This window comes from Ensifer sp. SL37 (assembly GCF_026672675.1).
Taxonomy (GTDB): domain Bacteria; phylum Pseudomonadota; class Alphaproteobacteria; order Rhizobiales; family Rhizobiaceae; genus Ensifer; species Ensifer adhaerens.
In genome coordinates this window covers 1,295,001-1,314,070 of record NZ_JAPPRN010000007.1, presented here as the reverse complement: position 1 = coordinate 1,314,070, position 19,070 = coordinate 1,295,001, and the positions used below count along the sequence as shown (strand labels likewise).

Annotated in this window: 15 protein-coding genes and 1 pseudogene (1 of these 16 only partly in view); 11 read left to right on the top strand and 5 right to left on the bottom strand. The window is 61.8% G+C overall.

Annotation, left to right across the window (positions count from 1 at the left end):
- Positions 1–25: 25 nt before the first annotated feature.
- The gene (locus tag OVA00_RS38370; RefSeq protein WP_060520190.1) at positions 26–697 is read right to left on the bottom strand and encodes an SOS response-associated peptidase; all 672 of its coding nucleotides are present in this window, start codon (positions 695–697) and stop codon (positions 26–28) included.
- Between the two features lie 233 nt (positions 698–930).
- Between OVA00_RS38370 and OVA00_RS38365 the strand changes: the two genes are divergently transcribed.
- From OVA00_RS38365 to OVA00_RS38355, 3 genes are read left to right on the top strand one after another with little or no spacing between them, the layout of a single operon-like run.
- Positions 931–1,692 carry an ImuA family protein gene (locus OVA00_RS38365; protein WP_268091007.1) on the top strand — a complete coding sequence of 254 codons (762 nt, stop codon included), beginning with the start codon at positions 931–933 and terminating at the stop codon, positions 1,690–1,692.
- The gene (locus OVA00_RS38360) at positions 1,607–3,130 is read left to right on the top strand and encodes a Y-family DNA polymerase (protein WP_268091006.1); all 1,524 of its coding nucleotides are present in this window, start codon (positions 1,607–1,609) and stop codon (positions 3,128–3,130) included. Before OVA00_RS38365 ends, OVA00_RS38360 begins: the two co-directional genes overlap by 86 nt.
- Positions 3,127–6,393: an error-prone DNA polymerase gene (locus OVA00_RS38355; protein WP_268091005.1), complete on the top strand. Its 3,267-nt coding sequence runs from the start codon at positions 3,127–3,129 to the stop codon at positions 6,391–6,393. Before OVA00_RS38360 ends, OVA00_RS38355 begins: the two co-directional genes overlap by 4 nt.
- A gap of 360 nt (positions 6,394–6,753) precedes the next feature.
- Here OVA00_RS38355 and OVA00_RS38350 read toward each other — a convergent pair whose 3' ends face one another.
- A complete protein-coding gene (locus OVA00_RS38350; protein WP_210338357.1) occupies positions 6,754–6,948 on the bottom strand; it encodes an aldehyde dehydrogenase family protein in 195 nt (64 codons plus the stop codon).
- The gene (locus tag OVA00_RS38345) at positions 6,936–8,189 is read right to left on the bottom strand and encodes an ATP-binding protein (RefSeq protein WP_268091004.1); all 1,254 of its coding nucleotides are present in this window, start codon (positions 8,187–8,189) and stop codon (positions 6,936–6,938) included. The genes OVA00_RS38350 and OVA00_RS38345 overlap by 13 nt, the downstream gene beginning before the upstream one ends.
- A 278-nt stretch (positions 8,190–8,467) precedes the next feature.
- Here OVA00_RS38345 and OVA00_RS38340 point away from each other — a divergent pair.
- A pseudogene (locus tag OVA00_RS38340) lies at positions 8,468–9,706 on the top strand (helix-hairpin-helix domain-containing protein); the annotation flags it as partial.
- An 802-nt stretch (positions 9,707–10,508) separates the two neighbouring features.
- On the opposite strand, the gene OVA00_RS38335 reads toward OVA00_RS38340, so the two are convergent.
- Positions 10,509–11,825, bottom strand: a complete 1,317-nt coding sequence (locus tag OVA00_RS38335; RefSeq protein ID WP_268091003.1) for an aspartate aminotransferase family protein — start codon at positions 11,823–11,825, stop codon at positions 10,509–10,511.
- 2 nt (positions 11,826–11,827) lie between these two features.
- Positions 11,828–12,877 (bottom strand): phosphotransferase, encoded by a 1,050-nt coding sequence (locus OVA00_RS38330; protein WP_034800402.1) that lies wholly within the window; start codon positions 12,875–12,877, stop codon positions 11,828–11,830.
- A gap of 181 nt (positions 12,878–13,058) precedes the next feature.
- On the opposite strand from OVA00_RS38330, the gene OVA00_RS38325 reads away from it, so the two are divergent.
- The 7 genes from OVA00_RS38325 to OVA00_RS38295 form a co-directional block, all read left to right on the top strand.
- Complete coding sequence (locus OVA00_RS38325; RefSeq protein WP_268091002.1) at positions 13,059–13,739, top strand: GntR family transcriptional regulator; 681 nt, start codon at positions 13,059–13,061, stop codon at positions 13,737–13,739.
- Positions 13,740–13,815: 76 nt separating this feature from the next.
- Positions 13,816–14,556, top strand: a complete 741-nt coding sequence (locus OVA00_RS38320) for an SDR family NAD(P)-dependent oxidoreductase (protein ID WP_034800406.1) — start codon at positions 13,816–13,818, stop codon at positions 14,554–14,556.
- A 195-nt stretch (positions 14,557–14,751) separates the two neighbouring features.
- Positions 14,752–15,804: an ABC transporter substrate-binding protein gene (locus OVA00_RS38315; RefSeq protein WP_268091001.1), complete on the top strand. Its 1,053-nt coding sequence runs from the start codon at positions 14,752–14,754 to the stop codon at positions 15,802–15,804.
- A 90-nt stretch (positions 15,805–15,894) separates the two neighbouring features.
- The gene (locus tag OVA00_RS38310) at positions 15,895–16,974 is read left to right on the top strand and encodes an ABC transporter ATP-binding protein (protein ID WP_113506311.1); all 1,080 of its coding nucleotides are present in this window, start codon (positions 15,895–15,897) and stop codon (positions 16,972–16,974) included.
- Complete coding sequence (locus OVA00_RS38305) at positions 16,971–18,149, top strand: ABC transporter permease (protein ID WP_113080429.1); 1,179 nt, start codon at positions 16,971–16,973, stop codon at positions 18,147–18,149. Before OVA00_RS38310 ends, OVA00_RS38305 begins: the two co-directional genes overlap by 4 nt.
- Positions 18,150–18,151: 2 nt before the next feature.
- Positions 18,152–18,934 (top strand): ABC transporter permease, encoded by a 783-nt coding sequence (locus tag OVA00_RS38300; RefSeq protein WP_113080428.1) that lies wholly within the window; start codon positions 18,152–18,154, stop codon positions 18,932–18,934.
- Positions 18,935–18,975: 41 nt separating this feature from the next.
- Positions 18,976–19,070, top strand: the beginning of a protein-coding gene (locus tag OVA00_RS38295; protein ID WP_442780596.1) for a helix-turn-helix domain-containing protein. 136 nt of this gene lie beyond the right edge of the window; only the first 95 of its 231 coding nucleotides appear in the window; the start codon lies at positions 18,976–18,978; its stop codon lies beyond the right edge, outside the window.

The window sequence follows — 19,070 nt, the reverse complement described above, 5'->3', positions numbered from 1 at the left end:
ACCGATCACGCGACCCAACGACTGGTCATAGCAGCAGGTCTTCTTCGGGCAGGGCGGCAGGAGGCTCGACGACAACAAGCATGTTGCCCGGAAGCGGCCGCTGCAGGTGCTTCACCTCGTCCCAGGATCCGGTGAGCCACAGATCGACCTCGTCAGGTGTGGTCAGGATCACCGGCATGGCCTTTTGATGGATTGGCGAGACGATCTCGTTCGGGGATGTGGTGAGGAAGCCGAAGAGCTCGTATTCGCGCTCACCATCGCGCACGCGCCTGACACCCTTCCATGGCGTCCAGAAGCCGGCGAAGAACATCAGCGGCCGCTCCTTAGTTCCGGCAAACCAGGCATTGGGGATTTTACCGCCGGGAACCTTGGCCGCCGGATCCGGCTCGGCGAAGGAGTTGAAGGGGACGACGCAGCGACTGGTCGCCCCGAGCCAGCGTCTCCAGTGCGGAGAGGCGACGTTTCGGATGTTGGTGACGCCGGGATCGTAGTTCTTCACGAAAGCGGGCGGCGAGGGCATGCCCCAGGTGACACGCGCGATCTCTCGCTCTCCGTCTTCGCCGACGCGGACTACGGGCGCCTGATAGCCGGGATAGACGTCATAGGATGGCTGGTTCCAGCCTGCCTTGTCGCGGAATGCCTTGGTGAATGCGATCACGGCATCACGTGTCGTCGTGATGTTGTAGAGATTGCACAAAGTTGAGTCTCCCTTTCTCACCTAGCTTCATATCAACGACTGCTCGCTTCTGTCCCCGTTCCCCGGCATTCGATCTGTTCATTGCACCAAGCAGCGTGTCCGTGCTGGCGTCTCGATCGCAATCAACAGTCTCTTTTCTGAACTTCGTTGACTCGCAACTCAAATAGGAACAAATAGAGAACATATCAACAGGAAGCGCTAATGCATAGCCCTAAGGAGTTGTTCCTTCCAAAATGCCCCGTCCAGTCGACAATACCGTCGTCTCAGAACTTCGCGAGCGCATCCAGCGCCTTGAAGGCGCAAGCGGCCGTGGACGACAGGTGCTGCCGTTTGGTGTCACCGAGATTGATCGGCGATTGCCGGGTGGGGGGCTTGTACTCGGCTCGTTGCATGAGGTCGCCGGCGGCGGCAACGGTGCGATCGACGGCGCGGCGGCGGCTCTCTTTTGCGCGGGCATTGCCGCCCGCTCGAAAGGCAAGGTGCTCTGGTGTGTGACGCGGCCCGATCTCTTCGCGCCGGCGCTGGCTCAAGTCGGTCTTTCGCCGAGCCGCGTCATCTATGTGGAGGCCGGCGACGAAAAGGCGCTTCTTTCCTGCATGGAAGAGGGGCTTCGCCACGGCGGCCTCGGTGCCGTCGTCGGCGAGCTCGCGCGCCTTTCGATGACCGCCTCGCGCCGCTTGCAGCTTGCAGCCGAGAGTTCCGGCACGTTGGGCATTGCGATCCGCCGCTGGCGACGACAGGCCGAAGCCTCGGATTTCGGGCAGCCGACGGCATCGGTCACGCGCTGGCGCGTGTCCGTCATGCCGTCCGTCCCCTTGCCGGTTCCAGGCGTCGGCCGCGCGCGCTGGCTCGTCGAACTCATCCGCTGCCGTGCCGGCGAAAGTGCAGATTTCGAAGTGGAGGCCCCAGATGTCAAGGGTCGTATCGCTCTTCCTTCCGAGCTGGCCCACGGATCGCCTGAGGCGCAAGCTCGGCGACGCAGCGCCGCCGGCTGAAACGCCTCTCGTCCTCGTCGGTCGCGAACAGCGAAGGCGTGTGGTGCTCTCGGTAAATGCCGCGGCGATTGCCGCAGGCCTGAGACCCCGCATGGCCGCCACGAAAGCCCAGGCGCTCGTCGCAGGTCTTGTCGTCATGGACGCCGATCCGGCCGCCGATGAAGAAGCGCTCGAACGCCTGGCGCTCTGGGCGCTGCAGCGCTATGCACCGATCGTTGCTGCCGATCCGCCCGATGGCCTGGTGATCGATACGACCGGTGCCGATCACCTGCATGGCGGCGAGGACCTGATGCTGTCAGGCATGGTCAACCGGTTCTTCGGATCCGGCATCGAGGCGCGGGCTGCGGTTGCCGATACCTGGGGGGCGGCCCATGCCGGCGCCCGGTTTCTCGCTCATCCGACGCTGGTCGTCGCTCCGGGGGCGCAGCAGGAAACCATCCGTGACCTGCCCGTCGCAGCGCTTCGCCTCGATCCTGCAATCGTCCATGGCCTTCGCGTGCTGGGCTTCAACACGATCGGTGAGGTGGCCGGCGTGCCGCGGGCGCCGCTTGCCCTTCGATTTGGACCCGAACTTGGCCGTCGCATCGACCAGGCCATGGGAGAGGTTGCCGAGCCGATCGATCCGGTCCGCACGCCTGAGCTTATCGAAGTTCGCCGTTCCTTCGGTGAACCGATTGCGGCCGCCGAGACGATTGCGCGCTATGCCGCGAAGCTTGTGGGCGCGCTCTGTCTGGTACTGGAAGAAAGAGGCCTCGGCGCGCGGCGCGTCGACCTTCTCTTCCATCGCGTTGATAACACCTACCAGGCGATCCGCGCAGGCACCGCGACGCCCGTTCGCGACGCCAAGCGCCTGATCCGGCTCATCACTGATAGGATCGAGACGATCGATCCGGGCTTCGGGATCGAAATCATGTCGCTGACGGCAACCCACGCCGAGCCGCTGGTGGCAAGACAGGTCGTTTCCTCGCTGGTCGAGGAACCGGAGGCCGATGTTTCCGGCCTGATCGACATCCTGGGAAACCGCATCGGCGCACGCCGGCTGTATCGTTTTCAACCGGTCGCCAGCGACGTGCCCGAACGCTCCATCAAACGCATCGCGCCGATGGCGCCGGACGAAGGTCTCGCCTGGCCCGGCCATTGGCCAAGACCGGTGCGCTTGCTTCTCCATCCTGAAGCGATCGAGACGATGGCGCTTCTGCCCGATCATCCGCCGGTCAGTTTCACATGGCGTGGTGTGCGCCGACGGGTGAAACGTGCCGACGGCCCCGAACGCGTCTTCGGCGAATGGTGGAAGCGCGATGCCGAGCTCGTTGCCGTACGCGACTATTTCCAGGTCGAGGATGACGCCGGCGAGCGCTACTGGATTTATCGCGCCGGCGACGGCGAACACAGCGAGACCGGCAGCCACCAATGGTTCCTGCACGGGATTTTCGGATGACGACGCCGCTTTATGCCGAGCTGCAGGTGACCTCGCATTTCTCCTTCCTGCGCGGCGCATCCTCCTGCGAAGAGCTATTCCAACGTGCCGCCGAACTTAGGCTCGAGGCGCTGGCCATTGCCGATCGCAACAGCCTCGCCGGCATCGTGCGAGCGCACCAGGCGGCCAAGGATGTCGGCGTGCGGCTGGTCGTCGGCTGCCGCCTCGATCTTGAAGGCGATCTATCGGTCCTCGTCTTTCCGACCGACCGGCCGGCCTATGCGCGGCTTTGCCGGCTGCTGTCGCTCGGCAAGAAGCGCGGCGGCAAGGCGAAATGCCGGCTTGCCTGGTCCGATCTCGTTGCCTATGGCGAGGGACTGATCGCGGTTCTCCTTCCCGATGCCGCTGACGAGGACTGCGCGCGGGAGCTGCGCCGTCTGAGGCAAGAATTCGGCGACCGCGCCTACCTGTCGCTGACACTCCGCCGCCGGCCGAACGACCAGCTGCGCCTTCATCAGCTCTCCAACCTGGCAGCTTCAGTCGGCGTGCCAACGGTCGTCACCAACGACGTGCTGTTTCATGTGCCGGAGCGGCGCATCCTGCAGGATGTCGTCACCTGCATTCGCCACAACATCACGATCGACGAGGCCGGTTTCCGCCGCGAGCGCCACGCCGATCGCTACCTGAAGCCGCCCGAGGAAATGGCGCGGCTCTTTGCGCGCTACCCTGAAGCGCTTACCCGCACCATCGAGATCCTGGAGCGGTGCCGGTTTTCGCTCGACGAGCTCGCCTATCAATATCCGGAGGAGCGATCCAATCCTGCACTGACAGCCCAAGAGACACTGGCGCAACTGACCTGGGAAGGTGCAGCCTGGCGTTACCCAGAAGGGTTGCCGGAAAAAGTCCGCAAGAACCTCGAGCACGAACTGCGGCTGATCGAGAAGCTTCAATATGCGCCCTACTTCCTGACAGTGAATTCGATCGTGCGTTTTGCCCGTTCAAGGGACATTCTATGCCAGGGCAGAGGATCGGCCGCCAATTCGTCTGTCTGTTATGTGCTCGGCATCACCTCGATCGACCCTGAAATCAACGACCTTCTCTTCGAGCGCTTTGTCTCCGAGGAGCGGCGCGAGCCGCCGGATATCGACGTCGATTTCGAGCACGAGCGCCGCGAGATCGTCATGCAATGGGTCTTCGACACCTATGGCCGCGATCATGCAGCGCTCTGCTCGACCGTCATCCGGTATCGCTCGAAAGGCGCCATTCGCGATGTCGGCAAGGCGCTTGGGCTGCCCGAGGACATGACGAAGATGCTGTCGTCGCAGGTCTGGGGCTGGGGCGAGGACATCGGCGAAAAACATGCCGAGGAGCTCAATCTCAACCTGTCCGATCGGCGCCTGCGCCTCACGCTCGATCTGGCCCGGCAGCTGATGGGGGCGCCGCGTCACCTGTCGCAGCATCCGGGTGGCTTCGTCCTGACGAACGATCGCCTCGACGAACTCGTCCCGATCGAGCCCGCAGCCATGGCTGACCGGCAGGTGATCGAATGGGACAAGGACGATATCGATATCCTGAAGTTCATGAAGGTCGATTGCCTGGCGCTCGGCATGCTCTCCTGCATGAAGCGCGGCTTTGATCTGCTCGCCGAACACAAGGGCATCAATCTCGATCTCGCGAGCATCCCGGCCGAAGATCCGCGCACTTACGCCATGATCCGGCGGGCCGACACACTCGGTACCTTTCAGATCGAAAGCCGCGCGCAGATGTCGATGCTGCCGAGGATCAAGCCGCGTACCTTCTATGACCTCGTCATCGAGGTGGCGATCGTGCGCCCCGGCCCGATCCAGGGCGACATGGTGCATCCCTATCTTCGCCGGCGCGAGGGCAAGGAGGCGGTGATTTACCCGAAGCCGGAACTGGAGCAGGTGCTTGGAAAGACGCTCGGTGTGCCGCTCTTCCAGGAACAGGCGATGCGGGTCGCCATCGAATGCGCCGGGTTCACGCCGGGCGAAGCCGATCAATTGCGCCGCGCCATGGCGACCTTCAAGCATACCGGCGGTGTTTCGAAGTTCGGCGAGAAGCTTGTCCGGGGAATGGTCGCAAACGGCTATGAGCCGGACTTTGCGATTAAGACCTTCAAGCAGCTCGAAGGTTTCGGCAGCTACGGCTTTCCCGAAAGCCATGCGGCGTCCTTCGCGCTGATCGCCTACGCCTCCTCGTGGCTCAAATGCTGGCATCCGGACGTCTTCTGCGCGGCGCTTCTGAACGCGCAGCCGATGGGTTTTTACGCCCCGGCCCAGATCGTGCGGGACGCGCGCGACCATGGCGTCGAGGTCCGGCCTGTGTGTGTGAACGCCAGCCGCTGGGATTGCACGCTCGAGGCAACGGGGGACGACGGTCGCTTTGCCGTCCGTCTTGGTCTTCGCATGGTCAAGGGGCTGGCCAATGTCGACGCTGCGGCGATTGTCGTTGTGCGCGATGAACGACCTTTCGAGACCGTCGACGATCTCTGGCGTCGGGCAGGGGTTCCGGCAGCCTCGCTCGTCCAGCTTGCCGAGGCCGATGCCTTCCAGCCTTCACTGAGGCTTGCCCGGCGCGAGGCACTTTGGGCGATCAAGGCATTGCGCGACGAGCCGCTGCCGCTCTTTGCCGCGGCATCTGCCCGTGAAAGTCGGACCGTCCCCGAACTCGATGAGCCATCAGTGGCGCTAAGGCCGATGACTGCGGGCGGCGAAGTGGTGGAGGACTATGGGCATGTCGGGCTGACGCTGCGCGACCATCCGCTCTCGTTCCTGCGCGCGGATCTGACGAAGCGCCGCATCGTCACCTGCCGGGAGGCGATGCAGACGCGTGACGGCAGGTGGCTTGAGGCGGCCGGCCTGGTGCTTGTCCGCCAGCGGCCGGGCTCCGCCAAAGGCGTGATGTTCATCACGATCGAGGACGAGACGGGCATTGCCAATCTGGTTGTCTGGGCTAAGACCTTCGAAAGCTATCGCCGCGTGGTCCTCGGGGCCGGCATGCTCGGCGTCTATGGTCGTATTCAGCGAGAAGGCGAGGTCGTGCATCTGGTCGCCCATCGGCTGACCGATTTGTCAGGCGAACTTGCCAGCGTCGGCGAGCGGGAAGCCAGCTTTCCGCTTCCGCATGGGCGGGGGGATGAATTTCATCATGGGGCGCCGGCGCCCGATCCGCGCGGTATCCCGAAGGGACCGCGGCCGCGCGATATCGTCGATCCCTATCTGCATCTCGATCAGATCAAGGTGAAGACGCGGGATTTTCGGTGAGGGCCCTTTGGCCGATGATTCGTATCGCCTCAAGGCGAGGATGAGTATTAACATCACGCACAGCCGACATGCATGGCGACCATGAGTGTCCGCCGGCGTCCGTCATGGTCGGAGATCGATCCGCATGCCGCCTGCGCAGGGCAAGCTTGACGATATAGGCGCTCAATGTGCGCTGCGTAGCGCCTGCCGCTTGCGTTGAAATGAACTGCGACCAGCGCTAACGCGGCTACGTAGATGTGAGTTGCCAGCGTTCCTGTCAGGGGATGGCCGCCAGCCGCCAAATCCGAGCTCCTTGCCGACAAGGCGGTCTAAGCCTGTCGTTGCGGCAGCGGCCTACCGCGACGACGGGCCTAAACGGTGTCATGCCATGACGATCGTCTTCGACTCCATGAAGGCGGTCAGACCCTCGATACCACCTTCTCGACCAACGCCCGATTGCTTGAAGCCGCCGAAGCCGATCGAGAAGTCGGTGCGAGGACCGTTGTGGCCGACCGTCCCCGATCGAAGCTGCCGGGCCACCCGCTTGCGCGATTTACGTGATTTTACATCGTCCACAGGACCGAAAGCGGAGCGGCGTGCAATTTTTCGCCAAATGGCGTCACGCGGTCGTGATCGTGCAAAACGATGCCGTGCAGGAAGCGGTCGCCTACCGCCTCCTGTAACTGACGAAGCCCTTTGAAGTCTTCAGCCTTGACCGTCGACGATGCCTTGACCTCGATGCCGACGACGCGACCGCGCCGGTCCTCGACAACAACATCGACCTCGATCTGATCCTTCGTCCGATAGTGAGAGAACGAAAGTCGGCGTTCGGACCAAGATGCAAGCTTTAGGAGTTCTGATGCGACGAAGCTCTCGAGCAAAGGACCGAAACGCGTCTTGTTTTCACGGATACTGTTGACATCGTCTTCGCGCAGGGTTGCGAGCAGGCCAGTGTCGAGAAAATGCAACTTTGGTGTTTTTACCAGACGACTAAGCCGGTTGTTGGACCATGGCGCGAGGGTTCGGACAAGGAAGAGTCGCTCAAGGATTGCTACATACTTTTGAGCGGTGACACTGGATAGTCCGAGGGCCGCGCCGAATCCGCTATGATTGACCAACTGTCCCGCATGCTCTGCAAGAACATTAAGGAGGCGCGGCAACCTGCCCAACTGATCGATGTTGGCAATGTCGCGCACGTCTCTGTCAAGGATAAGCGCCACGTAGTCTTCAAGCCACGCGGTGCGCCGGCCGGGCTGCGTCCTGCGTACGACCTCAGGGTACCCTCCACGTACAACCGTCTCAACAAGGTCGTCGCCGAGCACAAGTCCGTCCGCGATCACGGGCACCTCTCCCGCAAAAATGCGATCAAGAAAGCGGCCTGGGGTCGATCGGATTTCAGCCTGTGCAAACGGCAGCAACGAAATTAGGGCCATGCGGCCGGCAAGAGAGTCTGCCACCGCCGGCACGGTGGCGAGGTTTGCTGAACCTGTGAGCAGGAAGCGGCCCGGCTCATCGCTGCGATCTACGCTTTCCTTTATCGCAAGCATTAACTCAGGCGCACGCTGAACTTCATCAATTACCGCTCGGTCGAGGCCGCGAACGAAGCCTACAGGGTCGGATTTGGCGGCGCTGAGTGTGCCGGCGTCATCAAGGGTGTAGTACGGCCGCTCTGTTCCAGAGAACTGTCGCGCAAGGGTGGTCTTTCCTGCCTGCCTTGGTCCGGCGACGAGAACGACGCGCGTGTCCGACAGCGCCGTCTCGACCATGGAGCGGGCCTTACGTTGGATGAGTGTGTTCGGGCGATTTGTATTGGTCATGCGGCCAATGTTAACTCCATTGGCGTCCAATTTAAAGCAGAATTCCGTCCAATTTAAAACGTAACTTGCTTTATCGCGCGGCCAGTCGCTCGAAAACAAAGAGTGTACACGGAACGCGACGGACGGGGGCAGTCGATCCCTCTTCCCCTTCGGGCCACTATGTTGAAGCTCCTGCGGCGGCCCTTTTTCCGCCCGTCGCGTGACGCGAATTCCCGCTTTCCCGCTGAGGCGGCGCTTTGCTGAAAGCTCCGATACGCTTCATTCTTGACGGACCGATCAAGCATACCGGCGGTGTGTCGAAGTTCGGTGAGAAGCTTGTCCGGGGCATGGTCGCAAACGGCTATGAGCCGGACTTTGCGATTAAGACCTTCAAGCAGCTCGAAGGCTTCGGCAGCTACGGCTTTCCCGAAAGCCATGCGGCGTCCTTCGCGCTGATCGCCTACGCCTCCTCGTGGCTCAAATGCTGGCACCCGGACGTCTTCTGCGCGGCGCTTCTGAACGCGCAGCCGTTGGGTTTTTACGCCCCGGCCCAGATCGTGCGGGATGCGCGCGATCATCGGGTCGAGGTTCGGCCAGTTTGTGTGAACGCCAGCCGCTGGGATTGCACGCTTGAGGCAACAGCGGATGAAAGTCGCTTTGCCGTCCGTCTTGGTCTTCGCATGGCCAAGGGGCTGGCCAATGTCGACGCTGCGGCGATTGTCGTTGTGCGCGATGAACGACCTTTCGAGACCGTCGACGATCTCTGGCGTCGGGCAGGGGTTCCGGCAGCCTCGCTCGTCCAGCTTGCCGAGGCCGATGCGTTTCAGCCTTCACTGAGGCTTGCCCGGCGCGAGGCACTTTGGGCGATCAAGGCATTGCGCGACGAGCCGCTGCCGCTCTTTGCCGCGGCATCTGCCCGGGAAAGTCGGACCGTCGCCGAACTCGATGAGCCGTCAGTGGCGCTAAGGCCGATGACTGCGGGCGGCGAAGTGGTGGAGGACTATGGGCATGTCGGGCTGACGCTGCGCGACCATCCGCTCTCGTTCCTGCGCGCGGATCTGACGAAGCGCCGCATCGTCACCTGCCGGGAGGCGATGCAGACGCGTGACGGCAGGTGGCTTGAGGCGGCCGGCCTGGTGCTTGTCCGCCAGCGGCCGGGCTCCGTCAAAGGCGTGATGTTCATCACGATCGAGGACGAGACGGGCATTGCCAATCTGGTTGTCTGGGCTAAGACCTTCGAAAGCTATCGCCGCGTGGTCCTCGGGGCCGGCATGCTCGGCGTCTATGGTCGTATTCAGCGAGAAGGCGAGGTCGTGCATCTGGTCGCCCATCGGCTGACCGATTTGTCAGGCGAACTTGCCAGCGTCGGCGAGCGGGATGCCAGCTTTCCGCTTCCGCATGGGCGGGGGGATGAATTTCATCATGGGGCGCCGGCGCCCGATCCGCGCGGCCTGCCGAAGGGGCCGCGTCCGCGCGATATCGTCGATCCCTATCTGCATCTCGATCAGATCAAGGTGAAGACGCGCGATTTCCGGTGAGAAGTGTTTTCTTGGAATCCTCGAAAGCCGGTTTACTGCTTCGTGCGGCCCGAAGTGCCGACGCTCGGCGAGGCGTGGGATGAGGTATCGCCCCACTCGGGGCGGTTCCCCCATGCCGCACCAAGCTCTGGCTAACGTTTGCCTAGCCTCGTCCGCCCCGCAGCCCGAATTGAGAGAGATGAGTCAGACGAGAGTCCGATAAGTCCAGAGCCAATGGCCACTTCGAGGGTCTGGCTGTATTCACTTCCCGCGAGCCCTTGTTTCTTGGCATGATTTTCAGCGGCGCCGCGTAAGACGGATGGCGACACGCCATACCGCACACTGTGGAAGGCGCCCAGAATAATAAGAAGTTTTTCGTCCAAGCTCTTCATAGTTTACCTTCAATCTATCTTGTGATGGAGGCGGCAATGGCGACCACTGGTGGACGGCATTGGACTCACCCGCGTGCTGCGGTTCCTTGGCTGCGTAATGGTTAGCCGCGCTTATCGCGCAGGCGTTGGTAAGGCGCTTTTCTTCGACGAGATTGCTCCATCGACACCTGCTTGTCAGGTGTGATGAAACCATGCCTTTGTTGGAAGCACTTAGAGGTGCCGTGGCCGTGACGGGTCCTTCCAAAGCAAAAGTAAGGCCCCGGCCCTAGGCATGGGTTCTGACCGCGATTTTGAAAGGAAGGTTTGTTATAGCGCGATGCCAATCGCGCAACAATCAAAGCTAGCGAGCAAACTCGAGAGACCGTTCTACCTGTGTCTTCGCCTAAGCGTCAATCGGTAGTAAAACCCGACTGCGGCGCGAAGCCTCCTATTCAGAGAGACCGCAACACGTCGCCAAATGCATCCAACAGCATGTCCGCATTCTCGCGAGAAAAGACGAGAGGTGGCCGTATTTTCAGAACATTGGCATTGGGACCGGAGGCGCTGATGAGGATGCGGCGATCTCGCAGACCATTTACGATCCGAGTCGTTAGCGCGGCATCAGGGCTCTTGGCGGCAGGGTCGGCAACGATCTCGACGCCGATGAAGAGACCGGAACCGCGCACGTCCCCGAGAGCGTGGTATCGATCCGAAAGGCTCTTGAGGCCACCCATCAGGTAGGAGCCGACCTCCAGCGCATTTTGCTGCAGCCCCTCAATGCAGATAGTGTCGAGCACTGCCTTGCCGGCCGCGGCGGCGACCGGATTGCCGCCGAACGTGTTGAAATAGCGCGCCTTTGGGCCGAACTCAGCGATAACCTCGGGGCGCAGCACGATACCCGCCATCGGATAGCCGTTACCCATTGGTTTGCCGATCGTCACCATGTCGGGTGCAACGCCGTGGCGTTCGAAACCCCACATCGTTTCGCCCGTTCGACCGAACCCGGGCTGCACCTCGTCGGCGATGAAGAGGCCGCCAGCCTCGTGGATCGCGTCCACCGCAGGCTTGAGAAAACCTCTCGGCCCTTCGAAGATGCCGTCGCTGGAAAAGATCGTATCGGTGATCAGCATGGCCGGCTTGATGCCGTGACGTTTGAGATCGGCGATTGCGGCGCGCACGTCGTGGCCGAATTTTACCGCCAACTGTTCGGGCGAGTGACGGTAGCTGTCCGGCGCGGGCACCGTGCGCACATGCGGGCCGAGCGTCACGGATTCGCCGAGCGAGGGCGAGAATTCGGCAACCGCGCTCGTCAGGCCGTGATAGGCGAGGTTCGTCGCGATGATGCCGGTGCCCCCAGTGACGAAGCGGGCGATGCGAACGGCGAGATCGTTCGCTTCACTGCCGGTGCAGGTGAACATGGCCTGGCTGAGCGCCTCGGGGAAGGTGGCCGTCAGCGCCTCGGCATAGGCGACGATACCTTCATGCAGGTAGCGTGTGTGAGTGTTGAGCACGGCCGTCTGCTTCGTGATCGCCTCCACAACGCGCGGATGGCAATGGCCGAGCGAGGCGACGTTGTTGTAAGCGTCGAGATACCGCTCGCCGGCCGCGTCGTACAGAAAAACGCCTTCGCCGCGGACAAGATGCAGCGGTTTTTCGTAAAACAGGCGGTAGGCGGGACCGAGCACTTTTTCTCGGCGCGCGATAAGCGCCCTTTCGCTCTCGTCTAGTCGGTCGAAATCTGCACGCGAAAAAGCATTCACCATCGACATGATCAAGCCTCGGAAAGGTTGGGCGCGAGCCGTTTCAGCCCGGCCGGAGTGAGATCGACTATGTTCTGCAGGCCGCGGCATGCGGTCGCGTGGTTGCGCATGATATAGGCCCGGTTCTCAGGAAAACGTGCGGAACGCCACTCCGCAATGATGATGGACATGGCGAGGCGGGAACGGGCGAGAAGCGGTAGTAGCTCGATTTCGGCCGGCTCCAGCGCGCGCGCCGACAGGAAGCCTTCGAGGAAGGCGCCGGTGCGGGCGGCCCAGTTGTCGGTCGCAAGGTGATAGGAGAGGGCGACGGCAAGGTCATTGATCAAGGGCGCATGCACCATGTCGCCGAAGTCGATGATACCAACAACTTTGGTCGGCTCTGCCGGATCAAGCAGGATGTTGTGCGGATTGAAATCGTTATGGATGATCTGCCGGCGCTTGATCGCGGCGATCGCCGGCATTGAGCGTTCGAACTCGGCGAGTATGGCCTCCACCTGCGCTCGGCGCTCGATGCCGACATGGTCGAGCAGGGCGACAAGGTCGAGTGTATGAGAAATGTCCCACATCAACTTTCCGGCGGGCGGGCGGCCTTTGTAGTCTTCGAGACCCAGCCCAAGTTGTGCGAGCGCTCGGCCGACGTTGCGGCTCTGCGTCTCTGAGGCCGAGGTGCGGTACTGCAGTTCGCCGCCGAGGAAGGTCAACAGGCGCATGACGCGGGGGCCATCGGAGGTGGAAAGCGTATGGCTCGGCGCTCCGGTTTTCGTGAGCATGAGCCTTGGCACCGGGACATTGGGGGCCGCAGCCTCCAGATGCATTAGCGCACCATCCTGGAACTCAAGCGAGGCCGGGTCTTCGGCGGGATTGGCAATCTTGAGGATGAAGTCCTTTCCATCCGAGCGGGTAAAAAGAAAGGTCTCATCCCTTTCGCTTGAGAGCCGCCTGATCGAGCCGCTCGCGCCATACACCTGCTTCACCGCCGCCTCCGCATCGGAAAGCGATGTCGCGCTCCATGTTGCCGACATGGAATCGGCGTTCTTGGCGGTGGGTGATGGCTCCGTCATGCTTGCTCCGTTGGCGCGGTCGCCCGCATTTCCGTCAATCTATGCCCGTCAGCTGACCACGACGACGACGACATTGTCGCGCCAGGCCGTTCGGTGAATGATGTCTGCGACACGCCATACTTGAAACACAGCGAAAAAGATGCATCAAGTATCTTGTTATTCCATTTTTCGGACGAATTCCATGCCTCAATTCACGTCACTGGATCATGAGAACCTCAACAGCGTCGTCTATGGTGCGTTGTGCGATGCGCTGATCCAGGGACGGTTCCAACCCGGCGATCGGCTGAAGATCCGGGATCTGGCAGAGCAATTCGGCACAAGCGTTACGCCGATCCGCGACGCAATCCTTCGGCTTGCCAATGACGAGGCGATCATCTTCCGCTCGCCGCGCGACATCCGCATCCCGGGCTTGAGCGAAAACCGCTACCGCGAGATCCGCGCAATACGGGTGCGCCTGGAGGGACTGGCGGCGGAGACTGCGGCCCAGGTGGCGACGAGCGCGGATATCGAAGCGTTGGAGCGGATCTTGCGCGAAAACGAACAAGCAATCGAGGCCGGCGACAGACTGAAGGGCACGCAACTCAACCAAGCCTTCCACTTCCTGCTGCCGCAGATCGCCGGTCTGCCGGTGCTGAACAGCATCCTGCGGCGGCTCTGGCTGCGGATGGGACCACATATTTCCGATGCTTACATAGAGGGCGGACGGGCGATGATTGACCACCACTACCCGGTCGTCGAAGCCCTGAAGCGGCACGATCCCGCCGCCGCTTCGATGGCAATCGTCGACGACATCCTGCTCGGCGGCAAGCCGATCCTCGAGCGCATCGAACGGGGCAGCGAGCCGGAGGCGTGCCGGGCTTGACGTCGCTTGGAATAGGAGACTTGCAATTCATGGGCAGCATATTACGATGCATCAAACATCAAAAGGAAGCGCTCCGATGACCGATGATTGCCGGTACATGTTGCTGACGGGGGCGAGCCGCGGGATCGGGCACGCAACGGTCAAGCTCTTTCAGTCGAAGGGCTGGCGCATTCTCACCGTTTCTCGCCAGTCCTTTTCCGAGGAATGTGCCTGGCCGTCCGCACGCGAGAGCCATATCCAGGCCGACCTTGCCGATCTCACGCAGATTGACCGCCTGGCTGCGACCGTGCGCGAGCGCCTACCGAACGGGCGCCTGCATGCACTCGTGAACAATGCGGGCATTTCGCCGAAGGGACCGGGCAAGAGTCGCCTCGGTGTGCTGGATACCGATGCCGATGTCTGGACGCAGGTGCTCAACGTAAATCTTGTGTCGACCGCTTTGATCGCCCGCGCGCTCATGCCGGAACTGGAAGCGGCGAAGGGCTCGATCGTCAATGTTACGTCCATCGCAGGCTCTCGCGTCCACCCTTTTGCAGGCGTTGCCTATGCGGCGTCCAAAGCGGCGCTGGCCTCACTGACCCGCGAAATGGCGCACGAATTCGGCCAACGCGGCGTCAGGGCGAACGCCATCGCGCCGGGCGAGATCGAAACGTCTATCCTGTCGCCCGGAACCGATGAACTGGTGGCGGCGGAAGTGCCGATGCGAAGACTGGGCGAACCGCGCGAAGTCGCGGAGACCATCTACTTCCTTTGCACCGAGCCATCGTCCTACATCAACGGCGCGGAAATCCACATCAACGGAGGGCAGCACGTCTGACAACGGTCAAATCGGGAAAACCCGTTGGCCTGCAATGACTAGAATGCATCCATCGGTTGAAACGTCCAAGGGAGAATGGGCGCAAAGACCGGTGAGGCCGCAGCCACCGCCGCAACAGGACGGGGACAACGGTCTGCATGGGATCGTCATCGGAGCCGCAGCGGCTCTTTCACCAACGAAGAAAAGGGGAATGCCATGAAGACAATCTTTCAATCGGGTGTCCTGGCGGCGGCTGCCGTCGTTCTGTCGGCGGGCCTTGCTGTGCCGGTTTTCGCGCGAGATCTAACAGTCGTTTCATGGGGTGGAAACTATCAGGATGCCCAGCGCAACATCTACTTCAAACCGTTCTCCGAAAAGTCCGGCAAGCCAGTGCTCGACGAAGCCTGGGACGGCGGCATCGGCGTCATCCAGTCGAAGGTCAAGGCCGGCGCACCGAACTGGGATGCGGTGCAGGTGGAAGCCGAAGAACTGGCGCTCGGTTGTGCCGACGGTCTTTATGAAAAGATCGACTGGGACAAGATGGGCGGTAAGGACAAATTCCTCGAATCTGCGGTCGATGACTGTGGTGTCGGCGCCATCGTCTGGTCGACGGCCATCGCCTATGACGGCGACAAGCTGAAGGAAGGCCCGACTTCCTGGGCGGACTTCTGGAACGTCGAAAAGTTCCCCGGCAAGCGCTCGCTGCGCAAGGGCCCAAAATACACGTTGGAATTCGCGCTGCTCGCCGATGGTGTCTCCAAGGATCAGATCTATGACGTTCTCGGTACAGAGGAGGGGGTCGCCCGCGCCTTCAAGAAACTCGACGAATTGAAGCCTAACATCGTCTGGTGGGAATCGGGCGCACAGCCGTTGCAGTTCCTCGCATCGGGCGAAGTCGCTATGACTTCGGCATACAACGGCCGCATCACCGGCATCAATCGGTCGGAAGGCAAGAACTTCAAGGTCGTCTTTCCCGGCAGCATTTATGCCGTCGATAGCTGGGTCGTGTTGAAGGATGCGGAGAACAAGGAGGCTGCGCAGGACTTCATCGCTTTTGCGAGCCTGCCGGAAAACCAGGCGAAACTGCCGGAATTCGTGGCATACGGTCTGCCGAACAAGGAGGCCGCGTCCAAAGTACCGGCGGAATTCTCCAAGGACCTGCCAACCGATCCTGCCAACATGACAGATGCCATCTCGCTCAATGTCGATTTCTGGATCGACAATGCCGAGACGCTGACGCAGCGCTTCAACGCCTGGCTCGCCCAGTAAGAACATCCGTGGTGAAGGGCGCTCCACCGGGAGCGCCCTTTCCTGGATGGCTGGGTGCGTTTCTTGAGGACGCATCCTTCGCCTTTAGCGATGGAGTCTGCCGTGGCCGAATACATTCGATTTGACCGCATTACGAAATTCTACGGCCCGCTTTGCGTGGTTGAACATCTCGATCTCGGCATCGGGAAGGGGGAGTTCGTCAGCCTGCTCGGCCCGTCCGGCTCGGGCAAAACAACGCTTCTTATGATGCTCGCTGGCTTCGAGCAGCCGACCGCGGGCGAGATCCTTCTCGACGGAACTGCCATCAATAAGGTGCCCACCTACAAGCGGGACATGGGTGTTGTCTTCCAGAGCTACGCGCTCTTCCCGCACATGTCAGTCGGCGAAAACATCGCTTTTCCGCTCCAGATGCGGGGTATTGGCAAGGCGGGGATCGATGAGCGCGTCAAACGTGCACTCGACATGGTGCAGCTTTCAACCCTTTCCGACCGACGGCCCTCGCAGCTCTCGGGTGGCCAGCAGCAGCGCGTGGCGCTGGCCCGGGCGCTTGTATTCGAACCGCGTGTCGTGCTGATGGACGAGCCACTCGGCGCGCTTGACAAGCAGTTGCGCGAGCAGATGCAACTCGACATCCGCGATCTGCACCGCCGCCTCGGCCTAACAATCGTTTTCGTTACGCATGACCAGTCCGAAGCGCTTACGATGTCGGATCGCGTCGCCGTCTTCAACAAGGGCAAGATCGAGCAGATCGGGACACCCCGCCAGGTCTACGACGAGCCGGCGACGCGCTTCGTCGCCGAATTCATCGGCGAGACCAATCTCGTCGAAGGTGTCGTGGAAACCGTGCAAGGCGCGGAAGCGACTGTGCGTCTTCGTTCCGGGGCACAAATTGTGTCGGCGGTTTCCGGCAGCGTCGCTTCCGGCCAATCCGTCTTTCTCTCCATCCGTCCGGAACGGGTAGATCTCAGCGAGACGCGCAGTGAGGGTCGAAACGTCTTGGAAACGGAAGTTGCAGATTCCGTTTATCAGGGCGATCATTTGCGCGTGCAGTTGCAGAACGCCACTCACCCGCTGATCGCCAAACTCGGCAGAAGGTCGCGCGAGTTTCCGCCAGGCACCAAAGTCTTTGCGGCGTTTTCGGCCGGCGATTGTCGGGTCATTGCGCCATGAGTGGAGTCTCCTCCCGCACTGGACGATCGCTGCTTCTTCTGGCGCCGCTGCTCTTTTTCCTCATCGGCTTCTTCGTTTGGCCGCTCTTCAGCATGATGGCGCAGTCCGTGTCGGATCCGGCCGTGTTGCGGCTGCTGCCACGCAGCGCGGAAGTTCTGGCCGATTGGGACCGTAAGTCTCCACCCACCACACCCATGCAGATGGCGCTGATGGAGGACCTGAAGTCCGTCGACGACGATCAGGCGCTTGGTGACATGGTGCGGCGTCTCAACAGCGCCCGCTCCGGGTTTCGCACGCTGATGGGCAAGACGACGAGTGCACTGAAAGATACGGCGAACCCACCCGCCGACCTCGTTTCCATCGACAAACGCTGGGAGAAGCCGGAGTTCTGGCTGGCGATCGCAGATGCGCTCTCGCCCTATACCGACCGCAACCTGCTTGCCGCCGTCGATCTTGGTCGCAATGCGGCTGGTGATATCGAGCATCTGCCACCAGACCAGTCCGTCAACGCCGTGATCCTCATGCGCACCTTCTGGATAGCCGCGCTCGTCACCTTCGCATGCGCCTGTATCGGCTTTCCGTACGCAATCATCGCCGCTTCGCTCGAGGGTTGGAAGCGTGATCTGATGCTTGGCGCGGTGTTGTTGCCGCTGTGGACGTCGCTTCTGGTGCGCACCGCGGCCTGGTTCATCCTGTTGCAGGAGCAGGGTCTCATCAATGATCTCCTGCGCGCCATCGGCCTCATAGATGCGCCGCTGACGCTGATCTTCAACCGCACCGGCGTCATCATCGCCATGACCCATGTGTTGTTGCCGTTCATGGTGCTGCCGATCTATTCCGTGCTCATCACCATCCCGAAGAACTTGATGCCGGCCGCCGCCTCGCTCGGCGCGCGCCCGCTGCGCGCTTTCCTGCGAGTGCTGCTGCCGCTAAGCCTCAGGGGTGTGGCGTCCGGCGCTCTGCTAGTGTTCATCTCTGCGATTGGCTATTACATAACGCCGGCGCTGATTGGCGGACCGGGCGACCAGATGATCTCCTCGATCATCGCCTTTTACGCCACGGGATCGGCGAATTGGGGCATGGCCGGTGCGCTCGGGGTCGTACTCCTGGTCGCAACTCTACTGCTCTACAGCGTCTACTCACGGCTCTCCAGCGACGAAGTTGGGGGGCGGTGACCATGCCGATAAAAATCGCCAAGGCCACCTTCGCCACGCTGACGATCCTCTTCCTCGTCGCGCCACTCATTGCCATCCTGCCGCTCGCCTTCACCTCGAGCGTGATCCTCACCTATCCGATCCCGTCGTGGTCCCTACGCTGGTTTGAGGAACTCTTCTTCGCGGACGCCTGGCGGCGGGCAATCGTCAACAGCCTGATCATCGGCACGGGCACGACCTTGCTCGCAACCGCGCTTGGTACGGCCGCGTCGCTCGGCCTGCGCAACCGCCTTCTTCTCTTTCGCGGTTCGATGCGCACACTTTTCCTGCTGCCCATGGTGGTGCCGGCCGTCGTGCTGGGGGTCGGCATGCAAGTGCTGCTGGCGGGTTTTGGCCTTACCAACAGTTACATGGGCGTGATCATCGCCCACACGGTCGTTGCGGTGCCCTTTGTGGTCGTGAGCGTCACCGGCGCGCTTGCCGGCATCGACCAGCGCGTCGAGCTTGCGGCCCAGAGCCTCGGTGCTTCGCCAACCACGGTGTTCCGCCGGGTCACCCTGCCGCTCGCCATGCCGGGCGTACTCTCTGGCGCGGTGCTCGCCTTTGCGACGTCGTTGGACGAAGTCGTCCTCACGCTCTTCGTCGCAGGCCCGAACCAGCGGACGTTGGCGCGGCAGATGTTTTCCAGCATCCGTGAAAACATCAGCCCTGCGATCGCTGCGGCGGCCTTCCTCTTCATCGCGGGGACGGTTTTGATCGGGCTCGTTGTGGTTGTGTCGCGGTCCTTGATTGCGAAGCGGCGCTAGGAGACGGGAAGCACAGCGCTCCCAGCATCTCACCGCAGACGGTGTCGAACTCTGCAGGATTGCGGTGCGGCGGCTTGCATTTCCCGGACGCAGTACGTGACCTCCGCAGAGGCATAGGTCTCAGCCAGCAGGAGTT